This is a genomic window from Gordonia malaquae (assembly GCF_037148075.1).
Taxonomy (GTDB): domain Bacteria; phylum Actinomycetota; class Actinomycetes; order Mycobacteriales; family Mycobacteriaceae; genus Gordonia; species Gordonia malaquae.
In genome coordinates this window covers 46082-57022 of record NZ_JBBCUB010000003.1, presented here as the reverse complement: position 1 = coordinate 57022, position 10941 = coordinate 46082, and the positions used below count along the sequence as shown (strand labels likewise).

Below are 10941 nucleotides of genomic sequence, written 5' to 3'. Positions count from 1 at the left end.
GTAATACTTGAGCGCTAAACTACTAATCGTAAAGTTATTTGAGGAGGTCACGATGAATCAGCCGGTAGCGACCCTGGCCAAGCTTCGATCCGTCGAGCTGCGGACGTCGGCGGCGTCGGAGTCGGCGGACTTCTATGAGAACGTCTGGGGCCTGTCCGTCGTGGAACGCGGCAGCGAGGGCGCATGGCTCCGAGGCGCCGGCGACGAGCATCACGTCCTCCAGCTGACGGCCGCGGAGCAGAACGGCCTCGGCCGGATCACGTTCGCGGTCCGTACTCCAGCGGAGGTCGACGAGGCCGCCCGCCGCCTCGGGTCCCGCGGCGTCCCGATCGTCGCAGGCCCCGGTCCGACCGGCGAGATCGCCGCCGGATACGGCGTCAGCTTCGTCGACCCGGAGGGACGGGTGATCCAACTCCTCGCCGCCGCCTACGCGGTCACCACGATGCATCGATCCGACGCGGTCCCGGTCGGCGTCACCCACGTCGTTCTGAACACCGTCGACATCGACGCGGCCGTCGCGTTCTACACCGATGTCCTCGGGATGCGGGTGTCCGACTGGTCCGAGCATCAGATGGCGTTCCTGCGCTGCAACTCCGACCACCACAGCATCGCGTTCAACCAGGCGGAGTGGACGGCGATCAACCACGTCGCCTACGAGATGCCGTCGGTCGACCACTTCATGCGAGGCATCGGGCGGCTGCGGCACCACGGCGTAGTTCCGATGTGGGGACCCGGACGACACGGGCCGGGCGACAACACGTTCTCCTACTTCGCCGACCCGGCCGGCCTGGTCTGCGAGTACACGTCCGGCATCGCTCAGGTGGAAGAGGACCGCTGGCTCTGCCGCGTGTGGCGGCGCGTCCCCGAACTGTCCGACACCTGGGGGACCGCGGGCCCGCCGTCCGCGGAGGTGCGCTCCCACATGGCGGGTGTGCCCGACGACGGCCCGTTCGCCGGCCGCGCCGACCTGCGCGTGAGCGCCGACCGATGACCGGAGGAATCATGACCGACCTGCACGTTCTCGACGAGGGCTCCGGCCCCGCCGTTGTCCTCCTGCACGGCATCGGAGGAAGTTCGCGTTCGTTCGACCCTCAGGTCGCCGAACTCGCCGAGAACCATCGGCTTCTTGCGTGGGACGCACCCGGTTACGGCCGATCGGCCGACGTCGAGGCCCCGCTCACCATGGACGACTACGCAGACCGCGTGGCCGCGCTCATCGAGGATCGATGCGGCGAGCAGGGCGCTCACGTCCTCGGCATGTCGTGGGGCGGAGTCATCGCCACCCGACTCGCCCTGCGGCGCCCCGACCTGGTGCGCAGCCTGATCCTCGGGAGTTCGACAGTCGGTTCCGGCGCGACGCCGGAGTCGGCCCGCTCGATGCTGGCACGGGCCGCCGAGGTCGAATCGGATCTGGCCGCGTTCACGGCGGATCGTGCACAGAGGCTGCTCGCTCCCGATGCCGACGAGGCCGCGGTCGCCGCGGTCTCCGAGGAGATGGCCGCGGCCATCCGACCGGCAGGCTACCGCAGCGCCGCCGAGGCGATGGCGGCCACCGATCACACCGACCGCCTGCCGGAGGTGAACGTGCCGACACTCGTCGTCGCGGGCGACTGCGACGAGGTGACCGGCCACGCCGCGTCCCAGGTGCTCGCGGGAGGCGTCCCCGGCGCCGTGTACGTGACCCTCCGCGGGGCGGGGCATCTCGCCAACCGCGACCGACCCGAGGCGTTCAACGCCTGGGCCGAATCGTTCATCCAGATCACCGAGCGCCTCCGCGCGCAGTGACACTCATCAAATTCACAACCATCATTAGAAGGAGAAAAGACATGGACTACCAGACTTCCGACCTCGCCGAGTTCACCGACTCGCTCATCCTCACCCGCGAGAGCCGCAAGGAGGACTGGGACGCACTCGGCTTCCAGGCCAAGGCGGGAGACCAGTTCAAGCGCGCACAGATCCGGTACGTCGGATCGGGCGCCACCGGCGACCACGGCGACGACAAGCGGATCATCCCGTCGCGCGGGTTCACGTTCTCGAACATGCTGCTCCCGGCCGGTGCCGAAGGTCCCGAGCACACCCACCACGACGCAGAAGAGGCGTTCTTCGTCCTCGAAGGGCAGATCGAGGTCGGCGTGCACCGCGACGGCAAGGAGGAGAAGCGCACCCTCGGATACCGCGACATGATCGTCGTGCCCGCAGGCGTGCCGCGCAGCCTGAAGAACGTCACCGACGAACCCGCGCTGTTCTGCGTGATCATCGGCGCCCAGAAGCCGCAGGTCCCGACCTACCCCGAGACGTCGGTCATGCACGGCGTCAGCCGGGACTGATCGCAGTGACGGACCTGGCCGGGAAGACCGTGCTCGTCACCGGTTCCGGGCGCGGCCTCGGACTGGCGATCGCCGAGCACGCCGGTCTCGCCGGAGCGCAGGTGTGGGTCGCCGACATCCGAGAGGACTGGGGCGCGGCCGCGGTCGAGACGTTGGCCGACGCGGGCGTGCGGGCGAGGTTCTGCCCACTCGACGTCCGCTCGGCCGACTCGGTCGAGGCGATGGTCCAGACGGTGACCGCGGACGGTGCCATTCACGGGCTCGTCAACAACGCTGCCCTCGCCGACGGCGTCGGCGGCAAAGCCGTCCACGAACTCGCCCTCGAGGAGTGGGACCGGGTGCTCGACGTGAACCTGCGGGGCACGTTCCTGGTCAGCCGAGCAGTTGCGCCGCATCTCATCGCCGCGGGTGGCGGACGGATCGTCAACATCGGGTCGGACGCGGCGCTCTACGGCTCGCAGAACCTGTGCCACTACATCTCGTCCAAGGGCGGCGTGGCGGCACTGACCCGCGCGATGGCCCGCGACCTCGGCCCTCACGACATCACCGTCAACACGGTGTCGCCGGGGTTGACCGAGTCGGAGTCGGCGGCGCACGTCCCCGAGCACCGACACGACCTGTATCGGCGCAACCGGGCCTTGACTCGGCCGCAGCGCCCAGCCGACCTCGTCGGAGCAGTCACATTCCTGCTCGGGGACGAGGCGTCGTACATCACTGGACAGGAACTCGTCATCGACGGCGGGTTCGTCTTCCACTAGAAGGACATCAGACATGGATCTCCTGCTGCGCGACCGCGCGTACCTGGTCACCGGAGGCAGCTCGGGCGTCGGCCTGGCGACCGCTCGTCTCCTCCTCGACGAAGGGGCGAACGTGGTCACCTGCGCCCGTGACGGTGACAAGCTCGCGGCCGCCCTGGCCGAGGCGTCGCCGGATGCGGCGGACCGGGTTGTGACGGTCGCGGCGGACGTCCGCAGTCGTGCCGACGTCGACGCTGTGGTGGCCGCAGGCGTCGAGAGGTTCGGACAGCTTGACGGCGTGGTCAACAATGCGGGCGGATCCAGAATGGCGCCCCGCGCCGAGACCACCCTCGACGACTGGCGCGACGAGCTCGACCTCAAGTTCTCGAGTGTGCTCAACACCGTCGACGCCGCCCTGCCGCATCTTCGGCGATCGGACGCGGCCGCCATCGTCAACGTCAACGCCGTCCTCGCCCGCCAGCCCGAATCGAGACTGGTCGCGACGAGTGCGGCGCGTGCCGGCCTGCTCAATCTCAGCAAGTCGCTGTCGCAGGAACTCGCGCCCGAAGTACGCGTGAACTCCGTCGCGCTCGGCCTGATCGACACCGGGCAGTGGCGCCGACGCTACGACCAGTCCGGCGACCCGCAGTCGTTCGCCGAGTGGGAGGCCCGGATCGCCGACGATCGGGGTGTCGCCCTCGGTCGCTTCGGGCACGCCGACGAAGTCGCCGCGATGATCCTCACCCTGCTCTCGCCGCGATCGTCCTATGTCACCGGCTCCTGCCTCGACGTGTGCGGCGGCGTCGCACGGTACGTCTGACCCACCCCTCCAGCCCTCTCGATCGTCTCGCGATCGTCGACTCTCCCGGGAGAACCCCATGACCGACAAGAACATCAAGAACGGCGGAGACCTGCTCGTGCAGGTGCTGCGCGAGGCAGGCGTCGACACCGTCTTCGGAATCGTCAGCGTGCACAACCTGCCGCTGGTCGAGGCCGTCGCCGCACAGCTGCGGTTCGTGCCGGTGCGGCACGAGGCCGGGGCGGTCAACGCCGCGGACGGCTACGCCCGCGCGACGGGAGGGCTCGGATGCGCCCTGACCAGCACGGGAACCGGTGCGGGCAACGCGGCGGGATCCTTGATCGAGTCGTTGAGCGCGGGCACGTCGGTGCTGCATGTCACCGGTCAGGTGCAGTCCGACTATCTCGGCTCCGGTCGGGGCTTCATCCACGAGACCAAAGACCAGCTCGGCATGCTGACGGCGGTGTCGTCCTACGCCGTGACCGTCACCGATCCGGGCGACGCGGGAAAGATCCTGCGCGACGGTGTCCGACGCGCACTGGCCGCGCCGGGCGGACCGGTGTCCGTCGAATGGCCGATCGATCTGCAGTACGCCGAGCACGATGTGATCGGGGGGCCGCCGATCTCCGCGGAGCCCCCGGCCGGGATCTCTGCAGAGCAGATCGCTCCGCTCCTCGCGGCGATCGACGCCGCCGAGCGCCCGGTGATCTGGGCGGGCGGCGGTGTCCGCGACGCGGGTGCGCAGCTCACCGAGCTCGTCGAGCGGTGGGGCGTCCCGCTGCTGACGAGCAACTCCGGACGAGGCGCGGTCGACGAAGAGCACGAGCTGTGCGTCGGCAACTACGGTGCGACGCCTGCCGGACGCGAACTGCTCGCCGACGCCGACCTGCTGGTGTCGTTGGGCACCCATTTCCGCAGCAACGAGACCGGTGACTACTCGATCCCGGTGCCGGCGCACCACATTCAGGTGGACCTCGACGCGGCGGCCCCGGGCCGTGTGTTCCCGGTGACGGCCGGCATCGTGGGCGACGTCCGGTCCGTCCTCGACGCGGTCCTGGCCTCGACGGACTTCGGCGGACAGGTCGACGCGGAGTGGACCGAGCGTGGAAAGCGCGCCCGTGTCGACGCCCGCACCCGCCAACGTGCAGGACTCGGCGATCACGCGCGGTTGTGCGACGCCGTCCGCGCGGCGTTCCCCGCCGACTCGGTCGTCGCCCGCGACGTGACCATCGCGTCGAGCTCTTGGGGCAATCGCCTGTTGTCGATGAGTGATCCCCGCGCCAACGTGTTTCCGCGTGGCGGCGGCATCGGACAGGGCCTCGGCATGGCGATCGGCTCCGCTCTCGCCGACGAGACCCGCCCGACGCTGGCCATCGCGGGCGACGGCGGACTCGCTGTGCATCTCGGCGAACTGCTGACCGTCGCACAGGAGAAGCCGTGGCTGGTGATGCTCGTCTTCAACGACGGCGGGTACGGCGTGCTGCGGAACATGCAGGCCACGACCGGTCCGACGTACGCCGTCGACCTCGCCACCCCCGACTTCGCCGCGCTGTCCGGCGCCCTCGGTCTCGACTACCGGCGAATCGGATCTGCAGACGACGCGGAGTCGGTGCTTCCCGAGGCGGTTTCGCTGCGGGGCCCGGTCCTCGTCGAAGTGGATCTCGCGGCATTCGGGCCGATGCCGACTCCGTTCACGCCGCCGGTCTCCGTTCCGCGCTGACGTTCTGCACGGTTGCCGAGAACTCACTCGGCGAAATCTGTGACACCTCTCATACTTGAGTGCTAAACTATTCACTACTCAGTTAAATGCCCACTGTGGGCCGGCTCGGAAAGGTCGAGCAATGAACCTGGACACCGGAACAATGGAACTTCTCGTCCGCTCGATGCGGTGGGAGGCCGACGGCGTCGTGTCGGTCCACTTGGAAGACGTCGCGGGCGGCTCACTTCCCGAGTGGACCCCCGGCTCCCACATCGACATCCACCTGGGGAAGGGCCTGGTCCGCCAGTACTCGCTGTGCGGTGACCCGTCCGACAAGACGAAGTACCGGATCGGAGTGCTCCGCGATCCGGCAACCCGAGGCGGTTCGCGCTACGTGCACGACGACCTGCGTCCCGGCCACCTCGTGTCGGTCAGCGCACCGCGGAACAACTTCGAACTGCTCGCCGCTCCGAAGTACGTCTTCGTCGCAGGCGGCATCGGCATCACTCCGATGCTCCCGATGATCGCGCAGGCTCACCGCTCAGGCGCCGAGTGGGAACTGCACTACGGCGGTCGTAGTCGAGAGACGATGGCCTTCGTCGGAGAACTGCAGGCCTACGGCGAGAACGTGTCGATCGTCAGTGAGGACCGGGAGGGCGTCCTCGATCTGGACGCGCTGATCGGCGAGCCACGAGCCGACACTCTCGTCTACACCTGCGGCCCGGAAGGGCTGCTCGCCGCCGTCGAACAGCGTGGCGAGGCATGGGACGCGGAGACGATCCGGCTTGAGCGATTCAAGCCCAAGGCGCGCGCCGAAGAGGACGAGCCGGGCGCCGACACCGGCTTCACCGTCCGGTGCGACGCGTCCGACGTCACCGTCGAGGTGGGTCCCGACGTCGCCATCCTCGACGCACTCGAAGGGGCCGGTGTCGACGTCCCCAACTCGTGTCGTGAAGGCATGTGCGGAAGCTGCGAGACCCGCGTCCTGCGCGGCGTCCCAGATCACCGCGACTTCGTCTTGTCGACCTCCGAGCAGGAGAGCGGCGCAACCATGATGATCTGCGTCTCGCGCGCACAGTCCGAAGAATTGGTACTCGACCTCTAGGAGGAGCTCGATGAGTCTGTATCTGGTGCCTGATCAGGCACGTGTAACCGATCCGACGCCGTACGAGTCGCGGCTCGCCAAAGCGATCGAACAGGTCTTCGGCGACGGGGGACACACCCTCGAAGCCCTCGTCGAAGGCCTCAATCAGATCGGCATCATCAGTCCTGACGGCACGCCGTGGTCGCAGGAGTCGTTCCAGGTCGAGATCGCTCGACTCGCGAATTCAGGAAACGGAGGCCGATGATGGCCCGCGTCTACAGTCCAGGAGCTCTGTCCGCCGACGACATCTTCGCGACCGGCATGCGAGATCAGTGGCATGCGGTCTGCCCGTCCGACTGGGTCGAACGGGGCGCCATCCGGAAGCTCGAACGGCTCGGCGAGCAGTGGGTGCTGTTCCGTCAGTCGGACGGACAAGTACGGATGCTCGCCGACCGGTGTCCTCACCGCGGTGCGCCGCTGTCGCAGGGCATGCATCTCGGCGACCGCATCGCCTGCCAGTATCACGGCGTCCAGGTGGGCGGCGATGGAACGGTGCTCGCCGTGCCCGGCATGCCGGGGTGCAACCTCGAAGGGAAGAAACTCGTCAGGAGCCTTCCGATTCGTGAGGTCGGCGGAGCGATCCTGGCGTGGTTCGGCACCGATCCGGAGGCTGAGCCCGGACCTCTGGAGGTCCCCGAACGGCTCACTGACGACGGCATCTCCGCGTTCCTCTGCTACGTCGAGTGGGATGCGCCGTGGCGTTTCGCACTGGAGAATCTCCTCGACCCGATGCACGGAGCATTCCTCCATCACGAGTCGCACTCGATGGCGGGCGGCGCCACCTCGGCACGGTTCCGCATCCGCGAGACCGACCGCGGCTTCTTCTTCGAGAAGACCGATCAGCGCGGCGTGAACTTCGACTGGGTCGAGTTCTGCCGGACCGGTGTCGACTGGGTCGACCTGGAGATCCCGTACCCGGCGACGGCGGGCCCCGGCGGATCGTTCGGCATCGTCGGAATGGCGACGCCGATCGACGCGACCAAGACGGCGACGTTCTTCTGGCGCTACCGCCGCGTGAGCGGCTGGGAGCGCGACGTCTGGCGTTTCCTGTACAAGACCACGCTCGAGGCTCGCCACTGGGCGGTCCTGGAGCAGGACCGCATCATGCTCGAACACATGGCGTCCGACGCCGATCAGGCCGAGAACCTCTACCAACACGACCTCGGTGTGATCCGGCTGCGGCGCATGTACCGGAATCAGGCCGAAGAACAGGCGAAACGACTCGCCGACGCATGAGAGACGAGAACGACGCGGCCGCCGGGACTGATCCCGGCGGCCGCGTCGTCGTCATCGGTGGATCACGCAGTCAGGCGGAGTCCGGTTCGTCGAGCCGGTTCTCGGCGTCGCGGATGGACGACTCCAACGCGCGGAGCAGACGAGCGAGCTGCCGCTGATCGGTCTCGTTCAGCCCGTCGAGCAGGACGAGTTCGTTCTGGAAATGGGCGGTCGCGGCGTCGTCGATCACCCGGAGTCCGGTCGTGGTCAGGCAGACGTAGACCACTCGTCGGTCGTCGGCGTCGCGCTGGCGCTCCACCAGGCCTGACTTCTCGAGACGATCGACACGCAGCGTGACTCCGCCCGTCGTGACGAGCATGGTGCGGGCCAGGTCGGTCGAGGTCATCCGGAACGGAGGACCCGACCGACGGAGTGCGGCGAGGACGTCGAACGACGCCGTGTTCAGGTCGTACTGGGCGAACAACGTCGACATGGACGACTGATATCGCAGGTAGGTGCGATGAAGTCGGCCGAAGACCTCGAGGGCCGACACGTCGAGCGTCGGTCGTTCCTGCGCCCACTGCGCGATCGCGTGGTCGACCGCGTCCGGTGGTAGGTGATGCTCAGACACTCGCTCATCCCTTCGGGTCGTGATGTCGGCCGACGTTTCGATCACGAGTGGTCGGTGGTGACGGCTATCGCGTCGATCTCCACGGTCGCACCGTACGGGAGCGCACTCACTTCGAGGAAGGTGCGGGCAGGTCGCGGAACGGCGAAGAGACGCTCGAACTGCCGGTTCGCTTCTTCCCGCAACGAGAGGTCGGTCACGAAGTAGGTCAGTTTTACCACGTCGGAGAGTGTTGCTCCGGCGGTGGCCAGGCGGTCGCTCATTCGGGCGACGGCGGCGTCGAGTGCCTCGTCCCGGCCGGGAACGGGCTGGTAGTCGACGTCCACCGACAGCGCTCCGGAGACGTAGACGTGGTCTCCGGCCCGGTATGCCGGGCTGTACGGGTGATTGGCTGAGGTGGTGACGGTCATGTCGCTCTCGTTTCGCTCGGGGATCCTCCCTTTAGCTTAGTCCTCAACTACTTGATTGCAAGGTTCTTTGTCGGCGAACCATTCCCGGCGGACTCTGTTGCCGAATCGAGATCTGCGTTACAGTTCGTGCAAATTGTCGATCAATCGATCTACAGGAGATGATGTGATGCGGAGCCGATTCTCGACGGCACTCGGAGTGGCGATGGCAGCGGCGGTGGTCGTGGCGGGCGGCCTGGTACCGGGAGATGCTCGTGCGGAGACTGTTCGCTACGTCAACCTCGGCGACAGCTATTCGGCCGGTTCCGGAGTGCTTCCGCCGGCACCGGGATCCTCGCTCCTGTGTCTACAGGCGAACGACAACTTCGCGCACCTGCTCGCACGGAAGAATCGGTATCGGCTGACCGATGTCAGTTGTGGGGGTGCGACGACGGACGACTTCTTCACCTCGCAGAACGGCGACGTGAAGCCGCAACTCCGTGCTCTCGACGGGAAGGTCGACATCGTCACGTTCTCGATCGGCGGCAACGATGAGAACGTCTTCGCGGGCACGGTCATGAAGTGTGTGATCGCCGGCGTGAAGGCTGGAATGAGGGGCTCGCCGTGTGAGGATCAGAACTCGACGACCGTGCTCGAGACCATTCGCGACAAGACCTTCCCGAAGCTGGTTCGGGCGATGAAGGCGGTGCGAGTCGCCGCGCCGAATGCGAAGGTGCTCGCACTGAACTATCCGTGGATCGCGCCGGATTCGAACTCTGTGTGCCCCGGCATGCCCGTCGCTCCCGCCGACGGGAAGTTCACTCATCGTGTCCAGGTGGAGTTGAACGACGCGATCGCACGGGCCGCCGAGCAGACCGGCGTCACCCTCGTCGACGTCGCGACGGCGTCTACCGGGCACGACGCGTGCAAGCCCGTGGGCGTCCGGTGGGTGGAGCCGCTTTTGACCACTGTCCAGCCGGTGCCTGTGCACCCGAACGCCCTCGGTGAGCGAAACATGGCGAGACTTGTCGGAAGGGTTCTGAACGATTGACGTTCAGGCGCCGTCTGCGCGCAGGGCGGCGGCGTTGACCTTGGTGAGAACGGCGTGCAGCTCTTCGAGGTCGGACAGGTCGACGCCGAGTGCGTCGACCACCTGTCCGGGGATGCTCAGTGCTTGTTCTCGTAGGGCCGCGCCCGCCCCGGTGAGAAGGATCTCGACGATTCGCTCGTCGTCGACGTTGCGTCGACGAGTGATCAGCCCGCTGGCCTCGAGGCGTTTGAGCAGGGGGGACAGTGTCGCCGAGTCGAGCTGCAGGAGGCGGCCGATGTCCTTGACCGGAAGCGGCGAATCCTCCCACAGTGCCAGCATCACCAGGTACTGGGGGTGCGTGAGTCCGAGGGGATCGAGGACCCGGCGGTAGATCTTGAGCACCGACCGATTGGCGACGGCGAGCGCGAAGCAGACCTGCCGATGCAGTTCGAGGGGATTGCCGTCGATCACAGTGCTCATGGACACAGAGTAGCCCCAATCGATCGTGCGCTATTGAATCGCGCATTGATTCGTGCAATATTCAATAGCGCACTACTTGAATCGACGTCTGTGAGGACCCGGAGATGAGCGCTCGCCCGAACCCGCTGCAGTGGATCGCCTACGCGTACGGAGCGAAGCTCCCCGAGGCGCAGCACGAGTGGGTCCGCAACGATCTCACCGGCCGGTTCGCCACCCCGCGGCACCTGATCCGCGCTCAGTTCTGCTTCCTCCCGATCTACCTCGCGTTCTACTTCGGGTTCGGCGGCGACTGGTGGATTCGGGCGCTGATGGTGCTGCTCGCCGCGATTCTCGCGTTCGTCTACTCGGTGTCGTACAAGGACCAGAACCGCGTGCGCAGGCTCCAGCAGCACGGGCTCGGGAACTCGCCGCTCACCCAGCGGCAACTCGCCGACGCCGCCCTCGCCAAGCAGAAGTACGAGGCCGCCTACGCGGCTCGCCGAGAGGCGCCCTGAGT

14 protein-coding genes are annotated in these 10941 nt (G+C 67.3%); 11 read left to right on the top strand and 3 right to left on the bottom strand.

All coding sequences use genetic code 11. The features are described from left to right. Window positions 1-52: 52 nt before the first annotated feature. The 9 genes from WFK36_RS12280 to WFK36_RS12240 all read left to right on the top strand — a co-directional run bounded on the left by WFK36_RS12280 (window position 53) and on the right by WFK36_RS12240 (window position 7942). On the top strand, window positions 53-991 hold the full coding sequence (locus tag WFK36_RS12280; protein ID WP_336792003.1) for a VOC family protein: 939 nt from the start codon (window positions 53-55) through the stop codon (window positions 989-991). An 11-nt stretch (window positions 992-1002) separates the two neighbouring features. Beyond that, window positions 1003-1785 carry an alpha/beta fold hydrolase gene (locus WFK36_RS12275; protein ID WP_336792002.1) on the top strand — a complete coding sequence of 261 codons (783 nt, stop codon included), beginning with the start codon at window positions 1003-1005 and terminating at the stop codon, window positions 1783-1785. 41 nt (window positions 1786-1826) lie between these two features. Beyond that, complete coding sequence (locus tag WFK36_RS12270) at window positions 1827-2327, top strand: cupin domain-containing protein (RefSeq protein WP_336792001.1); 501 nt, start codon at window positions 1827-1829, stop codon at window positions 2325-2327. Window positions 2328-2332: 5 nt separating this feature from the next. Beyond that, complete coding sequence (locus WFK36_RS12265) at window positions 2333-3085, top strand: 3-oxoacyl-ACP reductase family protein (RefSeq protein ID WP_336792000.1); 753 nt, start codon at window positions 2333-2335, stop codon at window positions 3083-3085. Between the two features lie 13 nt (window positions 3086-3098). Next, window positions 3099-3884, top strand: coding sequence for an SDR family oxidoreductase (locus WFK36_RS12260; protein WP_336791999.1), 786 nt, complete (start codon window positions 3099-3101; stop codon window positions 3882-3884). Window positions 3885-3942: 58 nt separating this feature from the next. Further along, window positions 3943-5583, top strand: coding sequence for a thiamine pyrophosphate-binding protein (locus tag WFK36_RS12255; protein ID WP_336791998.1), 1641 nt, complete (start codon window positions 3943-3945; stop codon window positions 5581-5583). Window positions 5584-5704: 121 nt separating this feature from the next. Further along, on the top strand, window positions 5705-6667 hold the full coding sequence (locus WFK36_RS12250) for a PDR/VanB family oxidoreductase (RefSeq protein ID WP_336791997.1): 963 nt from the start codon (window positions 5705-5707) through the stop codon (window positions 6665-6667). A gap of 10 nt (window positions 6668-6677) precedes the next feature. Further along, window positions 6678-6911, top strand: a complete 234-nt coding sequence (locus WFK36_RS12245; RefSeq protein ID WP_336791995.1) for a recombinase-like helix-turn-helix domain-containing protein — start codon at window positions 6678-6680, stop codon at window positions 6909-6911. Further along, window positions 6911-7942 carry a Rieske 2Fe-2S domain-containing protein gene (locus WFK36_RS12240; protein WP_419717494.1) on the top strand — a complete coding sequence of 344 codons (1032 nt, stop codon included), beginning with the start codon at window positions 6911-6913 and terminating at the stop codon, window positions 7940-7942. The genes WFK36_RS12245 and WFK36_RS12240 overlap by 1 nt, the downstream gene beginning before the upstream one ends. A gap of 70 nt (window positions 7943-8012) precedes the next feature. On the opposite strand, the gene WFK36_RS12235 is transcribed toward WFK36_RS12240, so the two are convergent. After that, window positions 8013-8552 carry a MarR family winged helix-turn-helix transcriptional regulator gene (locus WFK36_RS12235; protein WP_336791992.1) on the bottom strand — a complete coding sequence of 180 codons (540 nt, stop codon included), beginning with the start codon at window positions 8550-8552 and terminating at the stop codon, window positions 8013-8015. Window positions 8553-8593: 41 nt separating this feature from the next. After that, window positions 8594-8959 carry a RidA family protein gene (locus WFK36_RS12230; protein WP_336791990.1) on the bottom strand — a complete coding sequence of 122 codons (366 nt, stop codon included), beginning with the start codon at window positions 8957-8959 and terminating at the stop codon, window positions 8594-8596. A 166-nt stretch (window positions 8960-9125) separates the two neighbouring features. On the opposite strand from WFK36_RS12230, the gene WFK36_RS12225 reads away from it, so the two are divergent. Next, entirely contained in the window at window positions 9126-9986 is an 861-nt protein-coding gene (locus WFK36_RS12225; RefSeq protein WP_336791989.1) for an SGNH/GDSL hydrolase family protein, read from the top strand. A gap of 3 nt (window positions 9987-9989) precedes the next feature. On the opposite strand, the gene WFK36_RS12220 is transcribed toward WFK36_RS12225, so the two are convergent. Continuing rightward, window positions 9990-10445, bottom strand: a complete 456-nt coding sequence (locus tag WFK36_RS12220; protein ID WP_336791988.1) for a MarR family winged helix-turn-helix transcriptional regulator — start codon at window positions 10443-10445, stop codon at window positions 9990-9992. Between the two features lie 104 nt (window positions 10446-10549). On the opposite strand from WFK36_RS12220, the gene WFK36_RS12215 reads away from it, so the two are divergent. Continuing rightward, on the top strand, window positions 10550-10939 hold the full coding sequence (locus WFK36_RS12215) for a DUF5313 family protein (RefSeq protein WP_008376986.1): 390 nt from the start codon (window positions 10550-10552) through the stop codon (window positions 10937-10939). Window positions 10940-10941 lie beyond the last annotated feature (2 nt).

Excerpts from the sequence above, each read along its gene's own strand:
- WFK36_RS12230 (WP_336791990.1), bottom strand. The coding sequence starts at position 8,959 with ATGACCGTCACCACCTCAGCCAATCACCCGTACAGCCCGGCATACCGG.
- WFK36_RS12240 (WP_419717494.1), top strand. The coding sequence starts at position 6,911 with ATGGCCCGCGTCTACAGTCCAGGAGCTCTGTCCGCCGACGACATCTTC.
- WFK36_RS12220 (WP_336791988.1), bottom strand. The coding sequence starts at position 10,445 with ATGAGCACTGTGATCGACGGCAATCCCCTCGAACTGCATCGGCAGGTC.
- WFK36_RS12215 (WP_008376986.1), top strand. The coding sequence starts at position 10,550 with ATGAGCGCTCGCCCGAACCCGCTGCAGTGGATCGCCTACGCGTACGGA.
- WFK36_RS12250 (WP_336791997.1), top strand. The coding sequence starts at position 5,705 with ATGAACCTGGACACCGGAACAATGGAACTTCTCGTCCGCTCGATGCGG.
- WFK36_RS12245 (WP_336791995.1), top strand. The coding sequence starts at position 6,678 with ATGAGTCTGTATCTGGTGCCTGATCAGGCACGTGTAACCGATCCGACG.
- WFK36_RS12275 (WP_336792002.1), top strand. The coding sequence starts at position 1,003 with ATGACCGACCTGCACGTTCTCGACGAGGGCTCCGGCCCCGCCGTTGTC.
- WFK36_RS12260 (WP_336791999.1), top strand. The coding sequence starts at position 3,099 with ATGGATCTCCTGCTGCGCGACCGCGCGTACCTGGTCACCGGAGGCAGC.
- WFK36_RS12280 (WP_336792003.1), top strand. The coding sequence starts at position 53 with ATGAATCAGCCGGTAGCGACCCTGGCCAAGCTTCGATCCGTCGAGCTG.
- WFK36_RS12225 (WP_336791989.1), top strand. The coding sequence starts at position 9,126 with ATGCGGAGCCGATTCTCGACGGCACTCGGAGTGGCGATGGCAGCGGCG.
- WFK36_RS12270 (WP_336792001.1), top strand. The coding sequence starts at position 1,827 with ATGGACTACCAGACTTCCGACCTCGCCGAGTTCACCGACTCGCTCATC.
- WFK36_RS12255 (WP_336791998.1), top strand. The coding sequence starts at position 3,943 with ATGACCGACAAGAACATCAAGAACGGCGGAGACCTGCTCGTGCAGGTG.